Raw genomic sequence first — 26491 nt, 5'->3', positions numbered from 1 at the left:
AAAAAAAAAAAAATTGAAGAAAGTCATCATAACCACCTCCAACAATCTGTATTTCGATAACAGAGTTCATAAAATAACTTTAGCACTGATAGAGTTAGGTTTTGAGGTGCTAAAGACAGGCAGACAGTTGCCGGAGATTCAAAATCCAATGAATCGTCCCGGAAGAGAGAAAAGATTCAGGCTTCCTTTTAAGAAAGGCCCGCTGTTTTACTTCTTTTTAAACATTTACACATTCTGGTTTCTAGTTTTTAGCAGACTGGATTTAATATGGGCAGTGGACATGGACACACTGCCAGCTGCTAAGTGTGCTGCGGTTATCAAAAGAAAACCTATTGTATTCGATGGACATGAATATTTTTCTGAGCTCCCGGAACTTACCAATCGCCAAAAGACCAAAGGCATCTGGGTCAAGTTGGAAAGGATATTTCTTCCGGGATGCAATTTGTATTACACAGTATCTCCGGGACTGGTTAATCTGTATAAGCTAAACCTGAATCTGGATTTTAGACTACTGCGAAATTTCCCAATCCAACGAAAAGAAATAAAAATCCCTATCCTGAAGGCTGATGAGAAAATAATCCTCTACCAGGGAGCACTGAATACAGGAAGAGGACTGGAACAAGCTATTAAAGCCTTATCATTTCTGGAGGACAATTACAGGATGGTAATTGTTGGACGTGGAGATATTACCGACGAACTGATACAACTTACAAAGTCTATGAATTTAGAAAAGCGTGTAATTTTTACAGGACCGGTACCTTTCGAAGAACTGCACAAATATCAAGAAAATGCCATGCTGGGATTGGCATTGCACGAAAACATGGGCCTCAATTACTATCATGCCTTACCCAACCGAATTTTTGATTATATCCAGGCAGGCATTCCTGTTTTAGCGAATGATTTTCCCGACATGGCGGAAATAATCAATAACTCAGAAACCGGTCTCATAACAAACTCCCTTGAACCGGAAATTATCGCATCAACCATAAAGGAAGCCTGTGAAAGCACTCTATTGCGCAGAAAGTGGCAGGACACAATCCCGTTGGCCGCAAAACATTATACATGGAACAACGAAAAAGATGTGATAAAAGAAGTTCTTGAACTTGTAAAATAAAAATCAGGAATAAATAGTAACAACAAGTCGTCTGGGGCCTCCGTAATTTCTGAATTCACAAAGATAAATCCCCTGCCACATCCCCAATGCCAAGCGGTGTTTGGAAACAGGAATCGTCAGCGAAGCACCCAAAATGGATCCTTTGGCATGTGCCGGCATATCATCAGAACCTTCGAGGGTATGCGTGTAATCCGGATCATTCTCCCGAACCAGCTTATTAAAGATTGTTTCAAAATCGTCTCGCACTGAAGGATCTGCATTTTCATTCAGTGTAAGCGCAGCTGAAGTATGCTGAATGAATATATTAACCAAACCGGTTTCCGGGAGATCCGGAAGTTCAGAAGTGATATAACTGGTTACCAAATGAAATCCACGTCCCAACTCGGGTAATGTAACATTTATCTGCTGAATCATTTCTAATGCATTTTACCTGATAAACATACTGTTCTCTCACCGACCTAAGAAGAGCTCTCCTGCTTAAATCGGTATTGACCTGAGCTCAACACCATGGGATTCACTACAGGAATACCGGTCATCCCCTGGAAAAAATCATCAATAATACCAACAACCTGTTTGCTCATTATTTCACGCGTTTCACGGGTAGCGCTTCCCACATGCGGACTTACAACCACGTTATTCATCTCCAATAACTCTGCAGGCACCTCAGGTTCATTCTGATAAACGTCCAGGCCGGCTCCGGCAATCTCTTTGTTTTTCAGAACCTCTATCAAAGCCGTCTGATTCAACACCGCGCCACGGGCAGTATTGATAAGAAAAGCTGAGGTTTTCATGAGTTTTAATTCAGAAAGTCCTATCATTCCGTCTGTTTCAGGAGTCAAGGGTACATGCAGTGAAACAAAATCAGCATTTCTTAAAAGATTTTCCAAATCCGTAAAACGTGCTTCAAGCTTTTCTTCTGTTTCTTCAGAGACTCTGTTTCTGTTATGGTAGATAATATTCATTCCGAAAGCGGAGGCTCTGCGGGCTAGTGCCCGGCCAATAGCCCCCATTCCCACGATTCCAAGCGTTTTCCCCTGTAGCGTTGAGCTAAGATTGCTCATAACTCCCCAATCGGTAATATTCCCGGCCCGGAGTTCCCGGTCGAATTCAGAAATTCTGCGAGCCACATTCAGCATCAACCCCATGGCCAATTCGGCAGTGGGTTCTGTAACAGCATCCGGGGTATTGGTTACCACAATACCTTCCCCGTTAGCTGCATCCAGATCAATATTATCAACCCCGGCTCCATAGTTTGCAATCAATTTAAGCCTCGGGGCAGCATTAATCATTTTGGTTTTGAATGACTTCCCGAAAACAGTAACCACAGCATCAGCATCTTTCAGATTCTCCAATAACTCTTCATTGCCAAATGCATCGGCATCAGGCCAGAGAATTTCAAAATCATCTTTAAGTGCGGAAAACGGCCCCCGGGGAAGCTGATGCGTAACAATCAGTTTCTTTTTCATCGTCTTACTTCAAAAACCTTAAAATAATAAAAAGTCTCAAACAGAGCGGATTACTTAATCTGCTTAACATTTACAGCAACCGGTCCTTTAGGCCCCATTTCAACTTCGTAGCTAACCAAATTACCTTCAATAACCTCGTCAACAACATTGCTAACATGAAAGAAAACACTCTCTTTTGTTTCCAGATCTTTGATAAATCCAAATCCCTTAGAGTCAAAAAAGGCATTTACAGTTCCTTTGCGGATAGGATCTTCCTCCTCCTGTTCACTCTTCTTAGGAACACTTATCTGAATATCATCCACATCAATCTCTTCCTTCTTCTTATCCGGATCCGGAGGAGTAGATGTAATATTTCCATGCTCATCAACGTAAGCAATCATGTCGTCAAGACTGTTTTTCTTATCGCCACCCTCTTTTCTGGCAAGACGCTTTTGTTCTTTCTCCTTCCGCTTCTTTTCTTTCTTATTTCTAACTTCCTTTTTGTTAAACGATTCTTGTGATCTACCCATAAATTAATTTATTTGATTTAAAATTTTTCTAAAAATACGGCAATTAACTGCCTTAAACAAGTTCATCCGCTATGCAAAAACAAAATACGGTAAAAGTCCTCAGGGATAAAATTAATTTCCTGAATTCCGGTTTCTTTTCTGTTTTCTATATCTGTTTACGGAAGACTGGCTTTTGAAAGAACTTTTTTTACGAATCCCTGAAGGCTTTTCCACCACTTTCTCCTCTGTGCCGGTTTCGACCTGAGGCAGAAACGGGTGTCCATCAACCACGGGAATACGTTGATTGATTAATTTTTGAATGTCCTTAAGATAAGGCTTCTCCTCCACATCACAAAACGAGAGTGCTGTTCCTTCGGCATTTGCCCTACCTGTACGGCCGATTCGATGTACATAAGTTTCCGGAATATTCGGTAAGTCATAATTGATAACTCTTCCCAGTCCGGACACATCAATCCCGCGGGCTGCAATATCTGTTGCCACCAACACGCTGGCTTCTCCGGATTTAAAATCCCCCAAAGCCTTTTGGCGGGCACCCTGAGATTTATTGCCATGAATAGCCAGGGCATTAATTCCGGCTTTCTTTAATATTTTAACAATTTTATCAGCACCATGTTTAGTCCTGGAAAAAACCAGGGTGGAATCTTCAGGGTTTTCTTCCATCAGATGTACCAAAAGCCGGGATTTACTTTTTTTGTCAACGTAATAAATAGATTGATCCACTTTTTCAGCAGTATTCTGCTTGGGAGTAATGGTGACTTTCCCGGGATTTCCGCCTAATATTTTCCCAGAAAGTTTAACAATCTCCGGGGCCATTGTTGCAGAAAAAAACAAAGATTGCCTTTTGGCCGGAAGCAAATTAATGATCTTCCGAACATCGTGAATAAAGCCCATGTCCAGCATGCGATCAGCCTCGTCAAGTACAAAGTACTCAATTTCCCGGAGACTAATAAATCCCTGGGAGATTAGATCCAGTAACCTGCCAGGAGTTGCAACAAGAATATCAGTACCCCGTTGCAGGGATTGCGTTTGAGCTCCCTGTTTGACTCCTCCAAAAATCACAATATTTCGAATACCGGTATATTTCCCGTAATCCGTAAGACTTTCACCAATCTGAATAGCCAGTTCCCTTGTAGGAGTGACAATAAGTGCCTTCAGCCTTGGTTTTCGGCGACGCCTGGATTGATTATCCGCGGAGGAATTTAAATAAATGTTTTGAAGTATTGGAATTGAAAAAGCTGCTGTTTTCCCGGTGCCTGTCTGGGCACATCCTAATAAATCTTTACCGCCTAATAAAATAGGAATGGATTGTTCCTGAATTGGTGTTGGTTGTGTATAGCCTTTTTCTTTCAGTGACCTGAGAATAGGTTCTATAAGTTCTAAATCTTTAAATGTCATCTAATAGTATTAAAAGCACAAAGATATTAGAATTATTTGGATAACAGCAGGATTTTCCCCTACAGATAAATATACCTCAATGCCTCATAGACCAGAAAAGCAGGCCAGACCAATGCTTTAAGAAAACCTAAAACCCCCATCCAGAAGGTGGTGGCCTGGGAGATATAAAAAACTGCAGCACCTATCAGTCCCAGACCATAAACGGCATTCCCGCTTTGAGAATTACATGCATTTTTGTTGCTCATAATTTTAGTTTTTTAAGTTTATCAATCAACATTACAACTGTATCAGACTCAAAAGTATAAATTTAATAAAATATTTTGTTCCGGCTTAAAGAAGCAATCTCCAAAAACACACGCAACTATACTAATGCTAAACAACCCCTTTCCATCAAACCACAAAATTTGCAAAAAGAAATCAGGAAGCTTTTCGGTAATTGAAAACCGCCAGCGTCACCAGTGTAACAGCCAGAAACAAAATACCTCCCACCTGCCGCCACAAATCAGCCAACCCTGCACCTTTTAACAAAATGCTGCGCATAACATCAATAAAATAAAAGAATGGGTTTATTAAATTCACCTTCTGCCCCCATTCGGGCATATTATCCACAGAAGTAAAGATTCCACTCATCAGAATAAATACTAAAAGAAAAAAGTAACTAACAAAGGTCACCTGCTGCTGGGAAGATGAAAAAGTCGAGAGCAATAACCCCAACCCAAGCAAACCAATAAGATAGAGGGTGCCTATTCCAAAAATCAGCCAGAGACTACCTTCAATGGGTACATCGTAAATAAGTTTTCCAATTATAAGTCCCAGACCGAGTTCAAACAACCCGATAATGAGAAAAGGTAATAATTTAGCAACAATAAAGGTCGATTTCCTTACCGGGGTCACATTCATCTGCTCAATGGTTCCCATCTCCTTTTCACGAACCAGGTTCATTGAGGTTAGAAACATTCCTACCACCGATACCAGCACCACCAATATTCCGGGGACCATAAAGAATTTATAATTGAGTTCGGGATTATACCAAAAAGCCGAAGTGGTAGATATTTTTGACTCAGGCACAATCCCCTGCATTTCAACTGCGAAGTTTTTCATTGACCGATGAGCAACCTGCTGCAAATAAGCAAACCCCAGCTGTGCCTGTTGCGAATTAATGGCATTGGCCAACAATTGGACCCGGGAAGTATTTCCTGCCAAAGCATCTTTTTCAAAACCATCGGTAATAACCAACAGAAAATCAACGGTCCCTTCCTCTATTTGACTGATACCCGATTCAACATTTGGAGGCGAAGCAGACATCCTGAAAAATGGCGATGCATCCAGTTCACTAACCAGCCGGCTACTGAGGGCAGAATCGTCATTGTCATAAACAGCAATTTGAAGATTATTCATCTCCAGGGTGGCAGCATTGACCAAAATTAATAATTGAACCACAGGCAAAACAATAATAAGCCTGAGAATGGTTTTATTCCTTTTTATCTGAATAAATTCCTTTTGTAAAAGGGCAAATAAAATTCTCATTTTCTGATTTTTTGAGTGAAAACTTCAAAAAGGGTCAACCAGTTTTTGGAAAATAAACCAAGTATCCAAAACCAAATCCCTGATAAATGGTCTCTCTACATTTCTGTCCAAACACGGTTTACTCAAGCCTGACCTTAAAATTCCTTATACTCAACAGCAAAAAGGCCACCAGAAAGCCGGTCATTACAAGCACCTCTTTCCAGACCACAAGCAATCCTGCTCCTTTAAACATCACATCCTTAAGTGCTGAAATGTAATAGCGTGGCGGCATAATATAGCTGAACCACTGCAACCATACAGGCATATTTTCGATGGGATAAATAAAACCTGACAATAAAATGGTTGGTAACATCAATGCAAACAAGGAAATAAACATGGCCACCATCTGATTGGGAGCCACTGTTGAAATGAATATTCCCAAAGATAGCGACAGCAGGATATACAGGAGACTCACAAAAGTAAGTAACAGATAACTGCCAGACATGGGCACATGGAATACAAAGATACCAACGGCCAAAATAGTAATTGCATTGACCAAAGACAGGATTACATAAGGCGCCACTTTCCCGAGAATTATCTGCCATGGTTGTAATGGCGATATCAGCAACACTTCCATAGAGCCATATTCCTTTTCGCGGGTAATGGAAATTGACGTCATCATGGCAGATACCAAAATCAGAATCATAGCCATGATTCCGGGAACAGACATAAGAACCCCTCTCAGTGAGGGATTGTAAAACATCCGGGCTTCGACAATAAGAGGGGTATTTTGTTGGTTTAGAACCTCTGTGGATTGCAATTCATATCCTGCCACAATCCCTTCGGCATAATTGACCAACATCCGGGCGGTATTGGCATCAGAAGCATCCGCAATAAACTGCACACTGGTTCCATCCGGTCTTTCCATATCACTTCCAAAGTCAGGAGAAAAAACCACAGCCATCTGAATATCTCCACGTCGAAGTGCATTTTCCATCTGCCGACTGTTTGAATAATAATCCTGAACCATAAAATACCCTGAAGAAACCAGACGGTCGATAACCTGACGACTGGAATAATCACCGGCATTATCGAGTACTCCAATCCGGGCATCTTTAATTTCGGTAGAAATAACATAGCCAAAAATAAGAATCTGCGCCAATGGCATGACAAACAAGACAGCAAGTGTCCGTTTATCCCGTAAAATATGCCGGGATTCCTTCCTGATAAAACTCCAAAGTTGCTTCACAATTGATCAGTTTGGACGGGTTAATTTTAAAAACACATCATTCATCGAATCACATTTCATTTGGGACTTCAGTCCGGATGGGGTATCCAGTGCAGATATTCTCCCGTCCACCATAATAGTCACCCGATTGCAATATTCAGCCTCATCCATATAATGAGTGGTGACAAATACTGTAATCCCTTCATCAGCTGCCTGATATATTAACTCCCAAAATTGTCGGCGGGTTATTGGATCCACCCCGCTGGTAGGCTCGTCGAGAAATACTATTTTAGGTCGATGCAGCACAGCCACGGAAAAGGCGAGTTTCTGTTTCCATCCCAGCGAAAGTGTACCTATCAATCTGTTACGCTGCTCCTCAATTCCGAGTCTGGAAAGCATATCAGCGGATCGTTCCTTTATTTCCCCCGATGATAACCCATAGATGGTACCGAACAACCGGATATTCTCAAACACCGTCAAATCATCATACAGGGAAAACTTCTGACTCATGTAGCCGATGCTGCTTTTCACCTTTTCGGACTGAGTTTTTACATTGTACCCGGAAACTTCAACAAATCCGGAGGTGGGCACAGATAAACCACACAATATTTTAATGGCTGTGGTTTTTCCTGCCCCATTGGCTCCCAGAAAACCAAAGATCTCTCCTCTTTTCACATGAAAAGTTAGCCGGTCATTGGCCGTAAAATCACCAAATTTCTTAACCAGGTCTTTGACATTTATTACGTAAGATGATGCTTCCATTTTCTAAATCTAATGCTAGTGACGACTGAATTTCCATTATTGTCTTTCTCCAAATATTCATGCTTTTTTGACATAATATTTCTAACCTGCATTATACATAAAACAATATAGCAGGCAGTACGGAAACAGGCTGAAAGCCTGAAAGCAATAGCCCAGGGCAACGCCCTGGGGTTGCAATTCCCCACCCAGCCCCGCGGTTTATTGGTCGCGACGCGACCAATAAACCGCGGAAGAGAGATATTACAATTTTCCTGGGACGTTGCCCCAGGCTATTGCTTAAAGACCTTTGGCCTTTTAAAGACGCAACAACATTATGTATTCCTTTAAAAGGAAAAAGCCTCGCTTTTAGGAGGACTACATTATTCACAAATTTTCTATTGCGATGTCCAACTATCGGCAAAATACCAGCGTCCTCGCCAAATTTGATAGGGTTGCATAGCAACACTCGCCCGCAGGGCATAAATTCGTTTAATTCGTGAAATTCGTGGACGAAAAAATAATTGAGAAGCAATTTCCCTATCCAAGTAACTCTCATTTAATTTTCATTTACTTGTTCAGTTCTGGCTATGCCAGGTTAGGAAGTCGCCATCAACGCCATAAACCGATCTTCAATTCCCGGTTGTATGGTTCGGATGCTAACCTCATCACTGCCGCGGCGCTTCAAAAACTCATGTAAATCTGTTCTGTGATCGCCCCCATCCTTAAAAGAAAGATGTAACTCTTCGCCAAAAGGAAATACTGTTTCAACCATATCAAAATCGCGGCAATCAAGAATCAGCCGATACATATTTCCGCCGGAAACACCAAACAACGCTCCCCGGAAATTATCCACAACATCCTGGGGTGAAGCCACTTCAAGAATCCTGCCCTGTTGCATAAGTGCCACCCGGTCACAAAGTGACGCTTCATCCATGTATGGTGTTGATACAATAATGGTTATTCCAAACTCTTTTAACTGATGAAGCATGGACCAGAACTCACTTCTGGAAACTGCATCGACACCTGTGGTAGGCTCATCGAGAACCAGAAGTTCGGGTTGGTGAATAAGCGCACAGGAAAGTGCCAGCTTCTGTTTCATACCTCCGGAGAGTTTTCCTGCAGGCCTTTTTCGGAACGGTTCAATTTGCTGATAGATACCTTTTATCAAATGATAGTTTTCTTCCACCGTGGTTCCGAAAACCGAAGCAAAAAAGTTGAGGTTCTCCTCTACCGACAGGTCTTCATACAATGAAAACCTGCCAGGCATATATCCCACAATCTTTCGTAACGACTTATAATCCTGCACAGGATCCAGGCCCTTTACGCTTACTTTGCCTGAATCGGGAAGCAGCAGCGAGAGAATAATCCGGAACAGAGTGCTCTTGCCGGCTCCATCGGGACCAATAACACCAAACAACTCGCCCTTACGAACCTTAAAACTCAGGTCACAAAGTGCAGAAACCTTTCCGTAATTTTTTGATATGGAATCTACGTCAATCATAAATAGCAGGTTAAAACATTACCTCTCCCGGCATTCCAATTTTCATTCTTCCATCAGGATTGGGAACTCTTACTTTTACTGCATAGACCAAATCCACACGCTCCTCTTTGGTCTGGATAATTTTGGGGGTAAACTCGGCGGAGGAAGCCACCCACGACACGACCCCGCGAGCCTGATGCTCACTATCGGCATCTTTATCGTACTTTACCGTCACCTCCTGTCCTATCGTAACATCATCCAACTGAGTACCGGACACATACACCCGCAATATCAGTTCCTCCATTCCGGCCATTTTAAACAAAGGTTTGCCCACAGTCGTAAATTCGCCCTGTTCAGCATACTTTTCAAGAACAGTACCCGAAACAGGAGTATTGATACGACACCGAATCAGTTGCTCTTTAGCAGCACCAATCCGGGATTGCGTCACGGCTCTTTCTGCCTGAAGAACTAATCTTTGAGATTTAACCTGTTCCAATTCGCGGAGTGCCACGTTGTATTGTCCTGCCACCTCATCATACTTTTGGGCGGCAATAGCATTTTGCTCGTGGAGATTGGTAACCCGGTCATATTCCTTTTTCAAAACAGCAAGTCGCTCCGTTTGTACATCAATGCTTCTTTGAAGTTGGGTCATTCGGGCATCCACCCCTTTTGCCGAAGCGGATAACTGCACCAGTTCAAGCCGTTGCAAAACAGTATCCACGAGCCCCACCGGAACCCCCTTTTCCAGAACATCCCCCTCATTAATATCCAGTTGAACCAACGTTCCCTGGGCACGTGAACTGACCACCACCTCTTCGGCCTCAAAATTGCCATAGGCATCTGATAGAAAATCACCTCCATTGCAGGAAAGCAGAAAAAAGGTCACCAGTCCGGTCATTAAAAAGATATTATAATTCCTTTTTAATGATTGAAAAATTTCTGAATTCATAACTTATTAAGATTAGGTCGTTACTCTTTGGTTTGTTTATCTCCCGTGAGATATTTCATGGTCATTCCCTGTAAATAGCCCAGCTTATGCAAGTCTTTATTTATTTGTGCACTGATGCAGGCATCCAGGTCATTAATGTATTCGGAAGTGGTAATGGTCCCGTTTTTAAGAAGGTGGGTACTGTTTTCTTCAATTCCTTTCCGTAGTTCCACAATTTCACTGTCCAGTTCAATCAATTGCTGATACCGTAACAAATCCCCGTCAAATTGATTTACCGCCCGGGTTTGGTTAACCCGAAACGTTTCCTCCTCAATATCTAACAGGCGTATTTGGTTTTCCAATACTTTAGTGGTTCGTTTTGTTGAGCTCCAGTCCCAGGGTGTCCATTTCAGCCTCAGGCCGACCATTAAAAAGGTATCAAACTCATCCTTCAGCATATTGTACCCCGGATTCCCATACCCTGCCTGTCCAAAGGCAGCCAGCACCGGCCAGCGATTCCGTTGGTGCAATTCGGTCATTTTCTCAAGTTTATTTTTCTGAAAGGAAAACAATGAATATTCAGGACGCAGTTCAGGTATCAGCAAATCTTCTACAGAAGGTTTTTTCAATACCGAGGCGCTCTCAACCTTCTCTCCCAAAAACGATGAAAGGTTTGCCAGTAAAGTTCCCTCGTTGGCTTGCACCGAAATCAATTGTTGCTCAACAAGAAGGACTTCGGCCTGAAGTTTCATTGTCACACTCTCCGAAACCGCTCCACTTGCCAGCAAGGCATCTAATTCGGCCCTGCGACTCACCAATACTCTAAGCTTATGATTAATTTGTTGGTTCTGCTCCTCCAGCATGAGAATGCTGAAAAACAACTCTGCAACTCTTTTAGAGACATCAAGCATCTGTACTTCAATACTCTGGGCCTCTATATTACCGGCAAGTTGCTCAACATCAACTGCCTTTCCGGTTCGTCCGCCATCATAAAGGGTCTGACTTACATCCAAAGCTACTTTGTATTGATCTGCAGGGGCTTGCGGAACAGAAAAGCCGGGAATCTGAATATCCACATCCATGGAAGGGACATCGCTTTGCCAGGAAGCCTGTCCGATAACTTCCATTCGGGGCAACCAGCTGTTTTTAATATTTTGAACATTCAAATCCGATGATTTTAACAAAACTTGCTTCCCCCTGAGCAAAGGAAAGTTTTGTTCTGCCTTATCGAGACAATCAAATAAAGTCAGATTCTGAGCTGATACCTTTCCGGAAATGAGAATCAACCCCAAAATCAGGAAGCCCGAGATGATTTTTCTTCCAGGGCGGGAAAAAAGTAACCACCGGAATACCCGGGAAATATTTATCGCACTTTTACCATTAAAGCACCTATGTACAATATACGGAAACATCATTTGCTTTTTTATATATATTTTAAACACCCATGATACAAAACCACTTCATCCCAAAGCTTCGAAATCACATATACTTGATGTTCGGCTCACTTCAACTCAAACCCCGAGAGCCTCACCTCCTCACAATCAAAACCTTACGTCATAGCGCCTTTGGGAACACAGAGCTTTAGCGAAAGATTACACTGAGTTAAAGCGTTGTATTTACGGACATCTTATGGCTGATATTCTGTCAAAACACTTCGACAAATGAATTCATACAAATCAGTCCTCCTGTTTTCCAGAAATTTAAGATACTCTTCATCCGATTCGAAAAACATGCGCGACAACAGCGGTCTGGAAATAAAAGGAAACAGGGATAACCCCACAATATTAATCAGCAAAGAACGAGGTTCAAGAGGAATCACCTCCCCACGTTCAATGCCTTTTTGAATCACATCAAGAACAAATCGGGGATTGATTCCCGTCGCCAGCAACAAATCTTCCATACGTTCTGGCGACCGGTTAATCTCTCCAATTACAAATGCAGGCAGAAAAGGCATCTTCATTAATAAATCGGTATAAGAAATAACAGCAGCCTTGATCAATGATTTTACAGTCCCTTTTCCCCGATCCAATTCTTCCTTAACGGAGGGCCAAAAATTTCTGAAGGCCTCTAAAAATATCTTATCAAAAAGCTTTTCTTTACTCCGAAAATAATAATGCAACAATGCCTTATTGATACCAGCCTCGTCGGCTATTTCCTGCATCCGGGCTCCTTCATATCCTTTGCGAACAAAAACCTGCCTGGCAGCTTTCAGAATCAACTCTTCAGTATCCTCTTTTTCACAGTTCTTTTTACTAATCATACAATGTAACTATTTGGTTTAACCAACTGGTCAAATGTATGGTGTTTTTTTCCAAATCCAAAATAATTCACTTTTTTTTGCCTACCTTATACATAAGACTGGTAAGATGTAAACAAGGCTGAAAGCCTGAGAGCAATAGCCCAGGGCAACGCCCTGGGTTTTGAGGTATCACTCACGCCCCCTCTCATTATTGGTCGCGACGCGACCAATAAATACGGGCAACCGCAAAGAAAATTGATGAAGGGAATAATAATTTATTTTCAAGTCAATTTTATTGAGGACGCATGTATTTAGCCGGTAGTTGAACATTGTAATAGGTAATTTATGAATAGTTCAGGTTAGTTCAATGGAAGACTTTAGGCCTAATTAATAGTCTTTGCCAGACAACCCCGACTACTGCATTTCGAAAATGCTCAATACAGCATGCTACCCTCTCTTTTTCATTTCACTCATTTACAAGTAGTTAAAATAATAGCCCGGAGTTTTGCCCCGGGCTGTTATTTTAAGTTTACATGGCCTCATCTATCCATGAGAATGATTAAATTATCGATAAAGAAACCTTACCGTTTTTTGGAGAAGATCATGAGCACAGCACCAATAACGGTAACCACCCCACTCACAATCACAGGTGTCCAGTCTGCTTTACTTACAGCTACATCGACACCCACAACACTAAAAGACTCAGAATTCTGAGATGCTTCAATTCCAAAGAATATAAGTCCGATGATGCCAATAATTAATAAAACAAGTCCGATTTTTTTCATGACTAATAACTTTTTAGTTTAACAAATATTCCTCCAGGGGTCGGGCAATCAGCACCCCATCGACGTGTTTTTTATCTTTAACATATTCCTCAAGAGATTGTTGAGAAACCTTTACTCTGTTCCCATTCGTGGAAGCATGGATAAACCGGAGTTCATTACCACTGAAAAAAGCGAATCCCACATGAGAGAAATCCAATCCATCAATTATAGTCGAAAATGCTACAACATCACCATCATCAACGAAATCAATGATTTTCGCAATATGACCTGGTGAGACTTTTTTGAAATTTACTGAAGCTATCTTTTTTTCAAGGGAACGCATTTCTTCCACAAATAAAGAATCTCTTTCAAGAGCAGGATACAGGGAATAATTCATACTCATAAAATTAACCGACGCGTTAAATTCAATATCTCCAAAATCATTGCTGACCAAATGGACAACTCCCTTTTTCTCATTATCAAACAACCAATCGGTAAAATAATGAAGTCGGGAAGGATAACCGGAAATGATTCCGCCCCGGTATCTCAAATCTTTAAGCACATCCACAAAACGATCAAAAGAGTGATTACCTGATTTAATTAAATACGATAATGCAAGAACATTTTCAACAAAAGTGGTGCAGTCAAATTCCCTTAAGTTAATCACCAAATTTTCGTCTTCAGAAATTTCAAGCGTATGAGCCACATAAGGAGCATCCTGAAAATACAAAGCAACATGGACAATAATTTCTGATAACTCCTTGTTTTTGAGATTTTCAACATCCAAATCTGCAAAAAACTCTTCAAAAACCACAGAATCCTGAGGACTTAAAATCACCTCTAATTCAGTATCGGCTGATGGTTCTTTCACATTATTTTGCTGACCTTGATTCTCCTTATTTGCGGAAAAACAACCGATAAACAGAGCAACCGTCATCAGAAGAAATATATATTTCAAATGCTTCATTCAGAAAAGTAACATTAAAAGAATTAATCCTATCAAAATTATATCATTCTGTTGAATACTGCAAACCTGTTCCTGAAACGGCCCCCATTATTTAGCCTGCTTTATTAACTTCGTCGATATTTGATTCATGGATTGTTGTAATAAGATGTTCAAATATGAAGAAATACAACAAACCGCAAACAAAATGAATGCAGGTAAAAATGAAACGAGAAAACATGCGGGTTCAATACGACTATAAGAAATAATAATTGCGTTTTTTATTGGTTTGAACTCTTATGGGGGCAACGTTTGTCCCAATCAAACCTATTCTTCAACAGGCCAACGGCCTGAGAGCAATAGCCTGGGGCAACGCCTCAGGAAAATTGTAACAACTCCCCCCTCTCATTATTGGTCGCGACGCGACCAATAATGAGAGGAGGCATGAGGGATTTCTTAAAACCCAGGGCGTTGCCCTGGGCCTATCAGGCTTTCAGCCTGTTTACATCTCATATGCCTTATTGTATTAGATAGTGACATCCCCTTTAGTGGTAGATATTGTCATTTTAATAAAACAGGTTAAATAAATTGATGGACCAAAAAAACAATTCAGTATCTTCAGGGTTATTAAAACGCCGGGAAATATTCCAAGCAATTTCGGCCAGGACAATAATACAAAGGCAGCAACCAAAAAATAAAAACCTGTCAAGATGCAGTTACTTAAGAGTGAGACCATTACCGGAGCTGAATCCTATAATAAAAATCTGGATGCCAACAAGGTATTGGCATCCAGTTTAAAAGCCAGTCTGGGAAAGGCGGCTGCCGGCGGACCTTCGGGAATGAAAGAGAAACATACCGCAAGGGGCAAACTGCTGGTACGTGAAAGAATAGAAAAATTACTGGATCCACATACAGCATTTCTGGAGCTCTCCCCTCTTGCAGCCAACGGACAATACAAAGATGAATTTCCGTCGGCAGGAATTGTTACAGGAATAGGAACGATTCATGGCCGACAAGTGATGGTTGTTGCCAATGACGCGACCGTAAAAGGCGGAACTTATGTGAAAGAAACAATAAAAAAACACCTCAGAGCACAGGATATCGCAGGCGAAAACGACCTGCCATGCATTTACCTGGTAGATTCCGGAGGCATTTTTCTGCCACAACAGGCAGAAGTATTTCCCGACAAAGATGATTTTGGAAGAATATTTTTTAATCAGGCCAGACTTTCGGCTCAGGGGATCCCCCAGATCTCCATTGTTATGGGCTCCTGCACCGCTGGTGGAGCTTATATTCCCGCCATGAGTGACGAAACCATCATCGTAAAGAATCAGGGAACCATATTTCTTGCCGGTCCCCCATTGGTAAAAGCGGCAACCGGAGAGGAGGTCTCCGCAGAAGAGTTGGGTGGTGGAGTGGTACACACCAGCATTAGCGGCGTCGCAGATTATTTGGCAGAAAACGATGAACATGCCCTGTCGATTTGTCGCGACATTGTGGAGTCATTTGGCCCAAAAGAACAGAGGAATCAAGCTCACCAAAATGATTACAATGAGCCGGTTTACAATCCGGAGGAGCTTTATGGTCTCATTCCCACAGGAAAAGCCCCATTCCCCGATGTAAGAGAAATCATTGCCAGGATTACTGATGACAGCCGGTTTCATGAGTTCAAGCCTGATTACGGCACCACCCTGGTTACCGGTTTTGCCACCATTCATGGAAATACAGTGGGTATATTGGCCAACAATGGTGTGCTTTTTTCTGAATCAGCCCTGAAAGGAACCCATTTTATTGAATTGTGCAACCACCGCAGGATTCCGATGGTTTTTCTGCAAAACATCACCGGGTTTATGGTTGGAAAAGAGTATGAACAGGGAGGAATTGCAAAAAACGGTGCAAAAATGGTTCATGCACTCGCCAATTCTGTAGTGCCGTTTTTCACTGTTATTATCGGGGGATCATACGGTGCAGGCAACTATGCCATGGGAGGACGCGCCTACAATCCCCGTTTTTTATTTATGTGGCCCAATGCACGGATCTCTGTAATGGGGGCCCGGCAGGCAGCCGGAGTTTTAAAAACCCTTAAAAAAGATCAGGCAAAAATAAAAGGTACAAATGTTAGTGAACCAGAACTACAAACCATAGAAGACGACATCAACCAAAAATACGAAACAGAAGGTTCTCCATATTACAGCACCAGTCGTTTGTGGGACGACGGCATCATTGATCCGGCAGAGACAAGAGATGTACTTGGACTGGCAATCCAGTCGACTGCCGGAAGCTCCATCCCCCAGCCCCGCTATGGAATTTTCAGAATGTAACCATACATCCACCAATACTATGATTTACTTTACAAAAAAATACGCCCAGAATGTTTGTTATCTCGAGATGAACAGACCAGATAAAAGAAATGCCCTCAACAAAGAGATGATGCAACAACTGGTTGATTACCTCAAGAGTACAGCCGATAGCAATCAGTTTAGGGTGTTAATGCTATCGGGGAAAAATCGTTTTTTCTCGGCCGGAGCTGATCTCACCTGGATGAAGGAAGGCAAAACACAGAATGAGGCGCAAAATTTAGAAGATGCTGAGTTGTTCAATCAACTCTACCGGACACTTTCGGAATATCCGAAACCTGTCATTGCCTGTGTGGAAGGAGGAGCTTATGGCGGAGCAATCGGATTACTGGCATGTGCCGATATTGTTACCACCACTCCAGATGCAGGTTTCAGGTTTTCAGAAACCGCCATAGGTCTTGTCCCGGCAACAGTTGCCCCCTGGATCATTCGCAAAACCGGAAGTGCCTTTGCCAGATCAGCACTACTTTCGGGGCTTCCTTTTACCGGCACCGAGGCGCTCAGCAGTGGATTGGCACAATACCTTTTTTCTAAAGACAAAATAATTCCTAAAACCCGGGAAATTGCTAATCAAATTGCCCGAAACAGCCCTGACGCCACCAAAGAAACAAAACTTCTTCTGAACAGAATCGACCATCAGTTTGTTCCAATTGACGAACATTTAACCCATTATTGTTCAACAAAAATTGCCAGTGCAAGAACATCTGACGAAGGACAGGAGGGTGTAAATGCATTTTTTGAAAAGAGAAAACCGTCCTGGAACAATTAAAACCATCAGGCAAACGATGAGTCGAAAAGATATTCATAAAATTTTGATTGCCAATCGCGGAGAAATCGCATTGCGCATCATTTCCACTGCTAAGAAGATGGGAATTTCCACCATTTTGCCGGTCACAGAGGCAGAGCTCAACTCATTGCCGGCACGTCAGGCAGATGAGGTTTTTATATTTGCCAATTCCAATCTCCCGGATACCTATCTCAATGCAATAACACTCATTGATATTGCCAAAAAATATCAGGCAGATGCCGTTCATCCCGGCTACGGATTCCTTTCGGAAGATGCAGGTTTTGCTTCAGCGGTAGAACGCGCAGGACTGACATGGATTGGTCCATCGCCAGATTCAGTAGCACAAATGGGCAACAAACTGGAGGCAAGAAAAATTGCAGAAAAAGCCGGTGTAAGAGTAACAAAAGCGTTATCAGGATCTATTGAAGAGATACTCGATAACCAGGAAAAATTACGTTATCCGCTTCTGATAAAAGCTGCTGCAGGAGGTGGAGGAAAAGGGATGAAAATAGCTCAAAACAAAAATGAGCTCAAATCCATGCTGAAGGCCACCTCCAGAGAAGCGTTGAATTACTTTGGCAATCCGACCGTATTCGTGGAAGAGTACATCGAAAACCCCAGACATATCGAAGTTCAGGTTCTGGGAGATCAATACGGTAATATTGTCCATCTGTTTGAACGTGAATGCTCGATTCAAAGACGGTACCAAAAAATAATTGAGGAAGCTCCGTCCCCTTACGTCCATAAAGAACTGAGAGGTTTGCTCACCTCCGATGCATTAAAACTTTGCAAAGAAATAAACTATTACAATGCAGGAACGGTAGAGTTTCTGGTAGATGATAAGGGAGAGCATTTCTTTTTGGAGATGAATACCCGCCTTCAGGTAGAACACCCCGTAACTGAAGCCATTACCGGCATTGACCTGGTAGAGGAACAAATCAAAATCGCCATGGGAATGCCACTTTCTTTTTCCGAAGCCGACATTACCATGAATGGACATGCAGTGGAAACGCGCATCTATGCCGAAAATGCACTGAATGATTTCAGTCCGGAACCCGGAGAAATCAATTTCATCAGATGGCCTGAAAAAAGAATTGCCCGGACAGATACCTTTTTCGATAACAGTACAGAAATACAACCCCATTTTGACCCTATGCTGGCTAAGATTACCTCTTGGGGTTATTCGCGGGAAATGGCCATTAAAAAACTTACGGCATCACTGGAACAAACCACCATTCTTGGTGTCACCACCAACCTCCCTTACCTGCGCGAAGTTTTAAAAACCAATGCATTCAATTCCGGAGAAACCACAACCCAATTTACCACGCTGCACAAAGACGAACTGCAACGAGCCATTCATCCCAACGGAACGGACAAAACAAAACTGCTATTGGCAGGCTACCTGCTTTGGCTTCTCAATTTCAGAAACCAATCGTCAGAAAATCTGTTTTCCCGTCTTGGGCACCGTCGTTGGAACGGAAACTATAATGTCTGTTTCAATGAAAAGACCTATTCACTATCTGTTATCAGCAATAAAAACAATACACTACAATGGCAGGTTGACGGAAATTTGATGGATGAAATCAGATTGCTCAGTTTTGAAGAGACCGGCATGAAATTTTCATTCCATGACCGGGAATACATACTCTCCTGGTATTCACTAAGCAATGGAGAGCTGATGCTGGGAACAGGAGGTTATACCTATCGGCTGAAACCCGGCTTCATGTTTAAGCAAAGAGGTTATCAAACAAATATTGAGGCCATTGCCGACACTGACATTGTAGCTCCCATCCCCGGAAAAATCACCGCTATTCCCGGACATCCCGGAGAAATTGTTGAAAAGGGTACCCCCATTGTGGTTCTGGAAGCCATGAAAATGGAAAATTCATTGTCGGCCACCACCGAAGGCACCATTGAAGAAATACTGGTAACCCTCAATGAGCAGGTAAAAGCGGGACAACTTCTTGCAAGAATAAAAGTTCCGCAACAAGCACAAACGCATCAGGAAAAAATTTCATAAATCAACCATAAAAAGTCAACCACAATGATATTAACAACCGAAGCACACGAAGCCTACAGGCAAAAGGTGCGAGAATTTGCAGAAAGCATCATAAAACCCGAAGCAGAGCTACTGGACCGGGAAGAGCTTTTTTCCGCTGAATTAACCAAAAAAATGGGTCAGGCCGGATTATTTGGCATTACATTGCCTAAAGAATACGGTGGACAAGGCCTTGACACCCTCTCTTATATTATTGCTATTGAGGAATTATCGAGAGTTGATGCCTCCCAGGCGGGTACCATTGCAGCGCACAACAGTCTTGGCATCACACCAATATTTGAATACGGAACAAAGGAACAAAAGGAAAAATATCTCCCAAAGCTTACCACAGGAGACCACCTCTGGGCCTTTGGCCTGACCGAAGAAACAGCCGGATCGGATGCCAGAGGGACCAAAACCCGCGGGGTAAAAGACAATGGCGAATGGGTCATCAACGGGAGTAAACGTTACATCACCAACTCTGCCAATGAGCTGACGTTGGGTGCCACCCTTCAGGTGATGACTGCAGATGAAAATGGAAAAGAAAAACTTACCACCATACTAGTGGAAAAACAAACACCCGGATTTTCGTCGGAGAGAATGACCGGCAAAATGATGTGGAGAGCATCAGATACCGGCCGTCTCAATCTCGACAACTGCCGTGTACCTGTTTCCAACACCCTTGGGAAAGAAGGCCAGGGAGCACGATACATGCTAAAAACGCTGGATGCCGGTCGTTTATCTATAGCCGCCATGGGGGTTGGCCTTGCTCAGGGAGCTTTTGAGATGGCCCTGGAGCATGCCAATAAAAGAGAACAATTTGGTCAGCCCATCTCCAAATTTCAAAGCATCAGTTTCAAACTGGCAGATATGGACATGAAACTGGAACTGGCCCGCAACACGCTTTACAAAGGATGCATGCTGAAAGAACAGGGAAAACCTTATGCACGGGAAGCTGCAATTGCCAAGTTGTACAGTTCTGAAATTGCCCGTGAGATTGCCGATGAAGCCATTCAGATTTTTGGAGGTTCAGGATTGTTTAAAGACAATCCCATTGAACGATTCTACCGTGATCAGCGCATTTTACAGATAGGTGAAGGAACATCTGAAATATTAAGGTTTGTAATTGCCCGGCATTTGGGAATCAAATGAGTTGGGAGTTCAGAGTTGGAGGTTGGGAACTTGAAACTCAAAACCCAGAATCCAGAACACGAAACTCAGAACCCAGAACACGAAACCCAGAACACGAAACTCAGAACTCATAAAAATGACAGACAGAAAAAAAGACCATATCGATTTGGCATTCTCTTCGAGAACTGTTGCAACGGATGCTGACAGTAGGTTTCATTATGAGCCTATGCTGGCAGCCCATCACGACGGACAGTTTGAGAAATTTGATTTTGCCGGAAAAACCATGAAGTTGCCCATTTGGGTGAGCAGCATGACCGGGGGCACGCAACGAGCCGGTACTATTAACCGAAATCTGGCTACTGCCTGCGGTGAGTTTGGAATGGGAATGGGGCTCGGTTCCTGCCGTTCATTGTTAGATGATGATACCCATTTCACTGATTTTGATGTGCGTCAATATATGGGAGATTCAGCACCACTCTATGCCAATCTGGGAATTGCCCAGATTGAGAAACTAATTGCAACGGGTACGGAAAACAAGGCTGAAGCGCTGGTCCATAAACTGCAGGCCGATGGGTTGATTGTTCACGTAAATCCCCTTCAGGAGGCATTTCAGCCGGAAGGCGATGTGCTGAAAGTTCCGCCCATCGACACAATTGAAGCTTTTCTGTCCAAAACCAACCTGCGCATCATTGTCAAAGAAGTGGGGCAAGGAATGGGCCCTGCGAGTCTGCAACGATTGCTGGCTCTTCCGGTGGAAGCGATAGAATTCGGTGCTTTGGGAGGTACCAATTTTTCAAAACTGGAATTATCCAGAGTAACCGGAGATAAATCGTCCCACTTTGATGCATTCGGAAAAATCGGTCATACCGCTGCTGAGATGACCGATTTTGTTAACGACATTGTGGAGAAAAATACCACCAATTGTCAGCAACTCATAATCTCCGGTGGCATTACCAACGTTCCTGATGGCTGGTATCTGACACACCAAAGTAAGTTAAAATCAGTATTCGGAATGGGCTCCACTTTTTTAAAACATGCAATGGATGAATATCATACACTGCAAAGCTTTGTAGAGCAACTCAGGAAAGCATTGGGAATTGCGCAAAATTTCATGAGACCAATCCATTAGAATCTCGATTTATCAGAAACTAAACACCTTACATTATTAAAGAATGAAAAAAATGGCAAAAGTCACTTTTATACTCATTTAAATTTTTCAAAATAACATCCATGAATCAAATCATCAAAGGATTCTCCAAACTATCACGAGGGGAAAAAACAGAAATTTTAAAGAAGCATTTTCATTTGCCTGAGAATTTCTCCGAAATACTAGAGACATTCCGGCACCCTGAGCAGCAGGAACTTTTTGATGACTTTTCGGAAAATACCCTGTCCAATTTCTATTTACCCTTTGGTGTGGCCCCCAACTTTCTTATAAACGATAAAATGTACGTGGTACCCATGGTGGTTGAAGAAAGTTCGGTGGTTGCTGCCGCCAGCAGGGCTGCCTCTTTCTGGGCAAAAAACGGCGGATTTAAAACCAACATTCACAACACCCTAAAGAAGGGTCATATATGGTTTAAATGGGATGGCCCAAAAAGCTTTTTCGAAGAACTGCCGGAAGGGTTGGAAGAGATACTCCGCGAGGCAGTCACTCCTCTCACTGTCAATATGGAAAAGCGAGGTGGCGGAATTCAAACCATGGAAATAATACCACTGGACGGGGAATATGGAATATTTCAACTACAAATAGGTTTTGAAACCGTTGACAGCATGGGCGCCAATTTCATTAATTCCTGCCTTGAAGAGATGAAGGAGCCGCTAAAAGCGTATTTTAATACCAACAAGGATTTCAAACAATACGGCGACACCGAAATTATCATGGCCATTCTGTCCAATTATACCACAGAATGCCTGGTGACCACTTCTGTGGAATGTCCCATTGAAGCTCTGTCTGCTTACAGTGCAGGACTGGAGCCTGCTGAATTTGCACAAAAATTTAAACAGGCCACCGACATAGCTCTGTCAGATACCTCCCGTGCAGTAACCCACAACAAAGGAATATTCAACGGTACAGACGCAGTGGTGATAGCCACCGGAAATGATTTCAGAGCTGCAGAAGCAGCAGGTCACGCATGGGCTTCAAAAGACGGCAGGTACCGTTCGCTCTCAGCCTGTGAAATAACTGATAATGCAACCTTCAGGATGGTATTGACCTTACCGCTGGCGTTGGGCACCGTCGGCGGACTGACACGACTCCACCCGATGGCTGCACTGGCACTTGAAATGCTGGGGAATCCATCTGCCAGCGAATTGATGGGTATTGCAGCTGCCGCAGGATTGGCCAATAATTTTTCTGCAGTAGCATCACTGGTTACCACAGGCATTCAAAAAGGACACATGAAACTGCATTTATCCAATTTGCTAAAGTCGCTCAATGCAACTGAAGAAGAGCAAAAAGCAGCAATGGAGCATTTTAAGGATGAAACGGTTTCGGCATTAAAGGTGAAAGAGTTTTTGAAAAGATAGTATGCAACAAGAAAAAAACCGGAATCCTTTAAGATTTCATGCCAACGGAAAATTACTGCTCTCGGGTGAATACCTGGTACTCTACGGTGCCAAAGCACTGGCAGTACCTTTAAGATTGGGGCAGAATCTGGAAATAAATGAACATTCCGGAGCTGATTTCCAATGGAAAGCAACTCATCCCAAAGGAGACTGGTTTGAAGCCCGGTTTACCCCTCAACTGGAATTATTACATACCAACGATAAAGCCAAAGCCGCAAAATTAAAGGAAATTCTCACTGAAGCCGGTAAGCTCGCCAAAAGTTCCATTGGTTTTTCCGGTCTCACTGTCAACACCCATCTGCAGTTTGCTCCTGAATGGGGCTGGGGCAGTAGTTCAACCCTTATCAGTAATATCTCACGCTGGATGGCTGTGGATCCATACAAGCTACTGGAGAAAACATTCGGAGGCTCAGGTTACGATATTGCCTGTGCCACAAATCAGTCTCCGCTTTTCTATTCAGTCACAAATAAACAACCCAAAACGGAAGAAACAGTTTTCGCATCCCCATTTAGGAATAAACTGTGGGTAGTTTACCTCAACCGGAAACAAAGTTCCGCTGAAGCCATCCGGAGGCATACAAAAACAAACAACATTACGCCATCTTTGATTCAGCGTATCTCAGAAATCTCTGAGCAAATGTCAACAGAAACTTCAGAAAGCAATTTCAGGAAGTTGATAGCCGAACATGAACTCCTGATAGGACATTTTACGGGAATTGAACCCGTTCAGTCAAGACTGTTTTCTGATTTCCCGGGACAGGTAAAATCACTGGGAGCCTGGGGCGGTGATTTTGTTCTTGCCCTGTCAGAAACATCGGCGGACGAAACAAAAAAATATTTTCAAACAAAAGGCCTCAACATCTTGTTTAATCTGACAGACATAATATTAGACACGAATCATGCAACATAGCACTCAAACAACCACAAAATGGCAAACCCCATCAAATATTGCCATTGTAAAATACTGGGGCAAAAGAGATGTTCAGGAGCCTGTCAATCCATCCATCAGTTTCTCTCTCTCCGAAGCCACAACGACCACAAAGGCTACGGCCTCTCCAGCGAGAGAAGGAGGTTTCACTTTCCTGCTTGATGGAAAAGAGAGGGGAAGCTTCGATAAGAAAATCAGGAAATTTCTGGAGTTGGCTCAGGTCCGGCTTCCGCTGATAAAAGATCATTTTCTGAAGATTGAAAGCAGCAATACTTTCCCACACAGTACAGGAATTGCTTCCTCGGCAAGTGCCATGAGTGCCCTGGCGTTTTGTCTGGCAGATTTACAACATCAAATAACCCCTGAAAATCCGCTGGATATTTCGGAGGTCTCTTCGTTGGCACGCCTGGGCTCAGGAAGTGCTGCACGATCGGTTTACGGTGGCTGGAACCTGTGGGGTCGGTTAACGGAAATTCCGGAAAGCTCAGACCACTATGCCGTGCCGGTCCCGGTTTCCATTGATGCTGTTTTCCAAAATTTCCACGATGATATCTTAATATTAAAAAGTGACAAGAAGCCCGTTAGCAGTTCTGCCGGACATGCACTGATGAACCATCATCCCTATCGCAACGGAAGAATTCATCAGGCGCATGAAAACACACTCAACCTCCTAAAATACCTGGAAACGGGCAATCTGGAAGGTTTTATTGAGCTGGCAGAATCGGAAGCCCTTTCACTACATGCATTGATGATGAGCAGCACCCCATCCTACACCCTGCTGCACCCCAACTCACTCCTGTTGATTGAAAAAATCAGGGAATTCCGAAAAACAAAAGACATCCCTGTTTCCTTTACCATGGATGCCGGCCCCAATATTCACCTTTTGTATCCTGATGAATACCAAAAAGAAATTTCAGGATGGCAGGAAAAAGAGCTACAACCTTTGTGTGAAGAAAGCCGTATCATCAGGGATTATGTGGGCAAAGGGCCACAGAAAATAATAAATTCCTAAAGATTGAAGAAGATGCAGAACGAAGCAGGCGAGATATTTTATTCCAAAATAATGCTCTTTGGCGAATATACCATCATCAAAGGCTCCATGGGGCTAACCATCCCTTATGCTCATTTCAACGGGCAACTGGCATTCCCCAACAAAGACAGTTACACAGACCTGGCATTTGCACAGCGCAGCAATCAGCATCTTTATGATTTCTGGTATTATTTGCAGTCCCTGGTCAACGACAACTCAATGCTCAGCAATTTCAACACCGAACAACTCAAGGAAGACCTGGACAACGGGCTCTATTTTGAATCGACCATTCCTGAAGGCTACGGACTGGGCAGCAGCGGAGCTTTGGTGGCAGCATTTTTTCAGCGATATGTCAGTCACAATTTTGCTGACCGGGATAATATGACACCTTCGGAGATCCGATCTTTGAAAGAGCAGCTTTCACAACTGGAATCGTGGTTCCATGGCACCAGTTCCGGTATAGACCCCCTCATTTGTTACTTCAAACATCCATTGCTACTCAAAGACCTGGATCATATTGAACCAGTAGGACTCCCGCGTTACGACAAAGAAAGATCGGATGCCATTTTTCTTATTAACAGCGGAAAGCCGGGCAAAACCGCCCCACTGGTACAACATTTTATGACAAGTTATGACAAGAATGATGCTTTTCGCGATTTCACTGACCATCAACTTACACCCTTAAACAACAGCTGCATCAACAACCTGATAAACAATGATAAAACAGAATTTTATCAAAGTCTGAAGGAACTCTCCTCACTTCAAAAGGAACATCTGTCACTTATGGTTCCCTCATCGATTCATCCATTATGGGAGGAGGGCATTGCATCGCAGGAATATTTTTTAAAACTTTGTGGCTCGGGAGGCGGAGGATTCATTCTGGGATTTACCAGAGATTATGAATCCACCCGCAAATTCATGGATAAAAACGGACTGGAGACCATCCCCGTTTATCAGGATTTAAGAAAAACCATAAAAACTTGAAAAAATGCCATTTCTAAAAATCAGCACCAACAAAGCCATTGACATCACGGCACAAACGACCTTTCTAAAAGCCGCTTCAGCGCAAATTGCTGAAACGCTGCAGAAGCACGAGAAATTTGTAATGACGCAATTTGATCAACCCACACCTATGACCTTTGGTGGCACAGATGAAGATGTCGCATTTCTGGAGATCAAGAGTATTGGATTAACCAACGGTCAGGCAGGAACATTGGCCAAAGAGATACCCACCATCATTGAAAACCAGCTGGGCATTGATGCCTCACGCATTTACATTGAATTTTCAGATGCCCCAAGAAGTTTCTGGGGATGGAATAAGGGAACGTTTTGAGAGTTG

25 protein-coding genes are annotated in these 26491 nt (G+C 42.9%); 11 read left to right on the top strand and 14 right to left on the bottom strand.

Going from position 1 to position 26491, the window contains the following annotated elements; all coding sequences use genetic code 11:
* Positions 1–1114: glycosyltransferase (locus W7W_RS0100585; RefSeq protein ID WP_010661937.1), on the top strand; the 1114-nt coding region annotated here is incomplete at its 5' end.
* Between the two features lie 3 nt (positions 1115–1117).
* Here W7W_RS0100585 and W7W_RS0100580 read toward each other — a convergent pair.
* From W7W_RS0100580 to W7W_RS0100510, 14 genes are all read right to left on the bottom strand, one after another.
* Complete coding sequence (locus W7W_RS0100580) at positions 1118–1528, bottom strand: secondary thiamine-phosphate synthase enzyme YjbQ (protein WP_010661936.1); 411 nt, start codon at positions 1526–1528, stop codon at positions 1118–1120.
* Between the two features lie 44 nt (positions 1529–1572).
* Positions 1573–2580, bottom strand: coding sequence for an NAD(P)-dependent oxidoreductase (locus tag W7W_RS0100575; RefSeq protein WP_010661935.1), 1008 nt, complete (start codon positions 2578–2580; stop codon positions 1573–1575).
* Positions 2581–2630: 50 nt separating this feature from the next.
* Positions 2631–3089 carry a cold-shock protein gene (locus tag W7W_RS0100570; protein ID WP_010661934.1) on the bottom strand — a complete coding sequence of 153 codons (459 nt, stop codon included), beginning with the start codon at positions 3087–3089 and terminating at the stop codon, positions 2631–2633.
* Between the two features lie 111 nt (positions 3090–3200).
* Positions 3201–4484, bottom strand: a complete 1284-nt coding sequence (locus W7W_RS0100565) for a DEAD/DEAH box helicase (RefSeq protein WP_010661933.1) — start codon at positions 4482–4484, stop codon at positions 3201–3203.
* 59 nt (positions 4485–4543) lie between these two features.
* On the bottom strand, positions 4544–4729 hold the full coding sequence (locus tag W7W_RS0100560) for a hypothetical protein (protein WP_010661932.1): 186 nt from the start codon (positions 4727–4729) through the stop codon (positions 4544–4546).
* A gap of 172 nt (positions 4730–4901) precedes the next feature.
* Entirely contained in the window at positions 4902–6011 is a 1110-nt protein-coding gene (locus W7W_RS0100555) for an ABC transporter permease (protein ID WP_010661931.1), read from the bottom strand.
* A gap of 118 nt (positions 6012–6129) precedes the next feature.
* Positions 6130–7239 (bottom strand): ABC transporter permease, encoded by a 1110-nt coding sequence (locus W7W_RS0100550; protein ID WP_010661930.1) that lies wholly within the window; start codon positions 7237–7239, stop codon positions 6130–6132.
* A 6-nt stretch (positions 7240–7245) separates the two neighbouring features.
* Entirely contained in the window at positions 7246–7980 is a 735-nt protein-coding gene (locus tag W7W_RS21475) for an ABC transporter ATP-binding protein (RefSeq protein WP_010661929.1), read from the bottom strand.
* 574 nt (positions 7981–8554) lie between these two features.
* A complete protein-coding gene (locus tag W7W_RS0100535; protein ID WP_010661927.1) occupies positions 8555–9460 on the bottom strand; it encodes an ABC transporter ATP-binding protein in 906 nt (301 codons plus the stop codon).
* A gap of 10 nt (positions 9461–9470) precedes the next feature.
* Positions 9471–10388: an HlyD family secretion protein gene (locus W7W_RS0100530; RefSeq protein WP_010661926.1), complete on the bottom strand. Its 918-nt coding sequence runs from the start codon at positions 10386–10388 to the stop codon at positions 9471–9473.
* Between the two features lie 20 nt (positions 10389–10408).
* Entirely contained in the window at positions 10409–11779 is a 1371-nt protein-coding gene (locus tag W7W_RS0100525) for a TolC family protein (RefSeq protein WP_010661925.1), read from the bottom strand.
* A 215-nt stretch (positions 11780–11994) separates the two neighbouring features.
* Positions 11995–12627 carry a TetR/AcrR family transcriptional regulator gene (locus W7W_RS0100520; RefSeq protein ID WP_010661924.1) on the bottom strand — a complete coding sequence of 211 codons (633 nt, stop codon included), beginning with the start codon at positions 12625–12627 and terminating at the stop codon, positions 11995–11997.
* A 560-nt stretch (positions 12628–13187) separates the two neighbouring features.
* Positions 13188–13391: a hypothetical protein gene (locus W7W_RS0100515; RefSeq protein ID WP_010661923.1), complete on the bottom strand. Its 204-nt coding sequence runs from the start codon at positions 13389–13391 to the stop codon at positions 13188–13190.
* Between the two features lie 13 nt (positions 13392–13404).
* A complete protein-coding gene (locus tag W7W_RS0100510) occupies positions 13405–14337 on the bottom strand; it encodes an N-acetylmuramoyl-L-alanine amidase-like domain-containing protein (RefSeq protein WP_029510189.1) in 933 nt (310 codons plus the stop codon).
* Positions 14338–15023: 686 nt separating this feature from the next.
* On the opposite strand from W7W_RS0100510, the gene W7W_RS0100505 reads away from it, so the two are divergent.
* The 10 genes from W7W_RS0100505 to W7W_RS0100460 all read left to right on the top strand — a co-directional run bounded on the left by W7W_RS0100505 (position 15024) and on the right by W7W_RS0100460 (position 26485).
* Positions 15024–16634 carry a carboxyl transferase domain-containing protein gene (locus tag W7W_RS0100505; RefSeq protein WP_010661921.1) on the top strand — a complete coding sequence of 537 codons (1611 nt, stop codon included), beginning with the start codon at positions 15024–15026 and terminating at the stop codon, positions 16632–16634.
* Between the two features lie 19 nt (positions 16635–16653).
* Positions 16654–17439 carry an enoyl-CoA hydratase/isomerase family protein gene (locus W7W_RS0100500; RefSeq protein ID WP_025006976.1) on the top strand — a complete coding sequence of 262 codons (786 nt, stop codon included), beginning with the start codon at positions 16654–16656 and terminating at the stop codon, positions 17437–17439.
* Positions 17440–17455: 16 nt separating this feature from the next.
* A complete protein-coding gene (locus W7W_RS0100495) occupies positions 17456–19477 on the top strand; it encodes an acetyl/propionyl/methylcrotonyl-CoA carboxylase subunit alpha (protein ID WP_010661919.1) in 2022 nt (673 codons plus the stop codon).
* Positions 19478–19501: 24 nt separating this feature from the next.
* Entirely contained in the window at positions 19502–20647 is a 1146-nt protein-coding gene (locus tag W7W_RS0100490; RefSeq protein WP_010661918.1) for an acyl-CoA dehydrogenase family protein, read from the top strand.
* Between the two features lie 115 nt (positions 20648–20762).
* A complete protein-coding gene (locus W7W_RS0100485) occupies positions 20763–21755 on the top strand; it encodes a beta/alpha barrel domain-containing protein (protein WP_010661917.1) in 993 nt (330 codons plus the stop codon).
* A 101-nt stretch (positions 21756–21856) separates the two neighbouring features.
* Positions 21857–23155: a hydroxymethylglutaryl-CoA reductase gene (locus W7W_RS0100480; protein ID WP_010661916.1), complete on the top strand. Its 1299-nt coding sequence runs from the start codon at positions 21857–21859 to the stop codon at positions 23153–23155.
* A gap of 1 nt (position 23156) precedes the next feature.
* Positions 23157–24104, top strand: a complete 948-nt coding sequence (locus W7W_RS0100475; protein ID WP_010661915.1) for a GYDIA family GHMP kinase — start codon at positions 23157–23159, stop codon at positions 24102–24104.
* A complete protein-coding gene (gene mvaD / locus W7W_RS0100470) occupies positions 24094–25134 on the top strand; it encodes a diphosphomevalonate decarboxylase (RefSeq protein ID WP_010661914.1) in 1041 nt (346 codons plus the stop codon). The genes W7W_RS0100475 and mvaD overlap by 11 nt, the downstream gene beginning before the upstream one ends.
* Before the next feature lie 12 nt (positions 25135–25146).
* Positions 25147–26136 carry a mevalonate kinase family protein gene (locus tag W7W_RS0100465; protein ID WP_010661913.1) on the top strand — a complete coding sequence of 330 codons (990 nt, stop codon included), beginning with the start codon at positions 25147–25149 and terminating at the stop codon, positions 26134–26136.
* A gap of 4 nt (positions 26137–26140) precedes the next feature.
* Positions 26141–26485, top strand: a complete 345-nt coding sequence (locus W7W_RS0100460; protein WP_010661912.1) for a phenylpyruvate tautomerase MIF-related protein — start codon at positions 26141–26143, stop codon at positions 26483–26485.
* Positions 26486–26491: the final 6 nt, after the last annotated feature.

It is taken from the genome of Marinilabilia salmonicolor JCM 21150 (assembly GCF_000259075.1).
Lineage (GTDB): Bacteria > Bacteroidota > Bacteroidia > Bacteroidales > Marinilabiliaceae > Marinilabilia > Marinilabilia salmonicolor.
This window is presented reverse-complemented; position numbering and strand designations above follow the sequence as displayed.

What these genes read in the sequence shown, in the direction of transcription:
- W7W_RS0100515 (WP_010661923.1), bottom strand. Translation starts at nt 13,391, where the DNA reads ATGAAAAAAATCGGACTTGTTTTATTAATTATTGGCATCATCGGACTT.
- W7W_RS0100530 (WP_010661926.1), bottom strand. Translation starts at nt 10,388, where the DNA reads ATGAATTCAGAAATTTTTCAATCATTAAAAAGGAATTATAATATCTTT.
- W7W_RS0100575 (WP_010661935.1), bottom strand. Translation starts at nt 2,580, where the DNA reads ATGAAAAAGAAACTGATTGTTACGCATCAGCTTCCCCGGGGGCCGTTT.
- W7W_RS0100535 (WP_010661927.1), bottom strand. Translation starts at nt 9,460, where the DNA reads ATGATTGACGTAGATTCCATATCAAAAAATTACGGAAAGGTTTCTGCA.
- W7W_RS0100485 (WP_010661917.1), top strand. Translation starts at nt 20,763, where the DNA reads ATGACAGACAGAAAAAAAGACCATATCGATTTGGCATTCTCTTCGAGA.
- W7W_RS0100510 (WP_029510189.1), bottom strand. Translation starts at nt 14,337, where the DNA reads ATGAAGCATTTGAAATATATATTTCTTCTGATGACGGTTGCTCTGTTT.
- W7W_RS0100520 (WP_010661924.1), bottom strand. Translation starts at nt 12,627, where the DNA reads ATGATTAGTAAAAAGAACTGTGAAAAAGAGGATACTGAAGAGTTGATT.
- W7W_RS0100500 (WP_025006976.1), top strand. Translation starts at nt 16,654, where the DNA reads ATGATTTACTTTACAAAAAAATACGCCCAGAATGTTTGTTATCTCGAG.
- mvaD (WP_010661914.1), top strand. Translation starts at nt 24,094, where the DNA reads ATGCAACATAGCACTCAAACAACCACAAAATGGCAAACCCCATCAAAT.
- W7W_RS0100565 (WP_010661933.1), bottom strand. Translation starts at nt 4,484, where the DNA reads ATGACATTTAAAGATTTAGAACTTATAGAACCTATTCTCAGGTCACTG.
- W7W_RS0100555 (WP_010661931.1), bottom strand. Translation starts at nt 6,011, where the DNA reads ATGAGAATTTTATTTGCCCTTTTACAAAAGGAATTTATTCAGATAAAA.
- W7W_RS0100525 (WP_010661925.1), bottom strand. Translation starts at nt 11,779, where the DNA reads ATGTTTCCGTATATTGTACATAGGTGCTTTAATGGTAAAAGTGCGATA.
- W7W_RS0100480 (WP_010661916.1), top strand. Translation starts at nt 21,857, where the DNA reads ATGAATCAAATCATCAAAGGATTCTCCAAACTATCACGAGGGGAAAAA.
- W7W_RS0100505 (WP_010661921.1), top strand. Translation starts at nt 15,024, where the DNA reads ATGCAGTTACTTAAGAGTGAGACCATTACCGGAGCTGAATCCTATAAT.
- W7W_RS21475 (WP_010661929.1), bottom strand. Translation starts at nt 7,980, where the DNA reads ATGGAAGCATCATCTTACGTAATAAATGTCAAAGACCTGGTTAAGAAA.
- W7W_RS0100475 (WP_010661915.1), top strand. Translation starts at nt 23,157, where the DNA reads ATGCAACAAGAAAAAAACCGGAATCCTTTAAGATTTCATGCCAACGGA.
- W7W_RS0100560 (WP_010661932.1), bottom strand. Translation starts at nt 4,729, where the DNA reads ATGAGCAACAAAAATGCATGTAATTCTCAAAGCGGGAATGCCGTTTAT.
- W7W_RS0100580 (WP_010661936.1), bottom strand. Translation starts at nt 1,528, where the DNA reads ATGATTCAGCAGATAAATGTTACATTACCCGAGTTGGGACGTGGATTT.
- W7W_RS0100570 (WP_010661934.1), bottom strand. Translation starts at nt 3,089, where the DNA reads ATGGGTAGATCACAAGAATCGTTTAACAAAAAGGAAGTTAGAAATAAG.
- W7W_RS0100490 (WP_010661918.1), top strand. Translation starts at nt 19,502, where the DNA reads ATGATATTAACAACCGAAGCACACGAAGCCTACAGGCAAAAGGTGCGA.
- W7W_RS0100460 (WP_010661912.1), top strand. Translation starts at nt 26,141, where the DNA reads ATGCCATTTCTAAAAATCAGCACCAACAAAGCCATTGACATCACGGCA.
- W7W_RS0100495 (WP_010661919.1), top strand. Translation starts at nt 17,456, where the DNA reads ATGAGTCGAAAAGATATTCATAAAATTTTGATTGCCAATCGCGGAGAA.
- W7W_RS0100465 (WP_010661913.1), top strand. Translation starts at nt 25,147, where the DNA reads ATGCAGAACGAAGCAGGCGAGATATTTTATTCCAAAATAATGCTCTTT.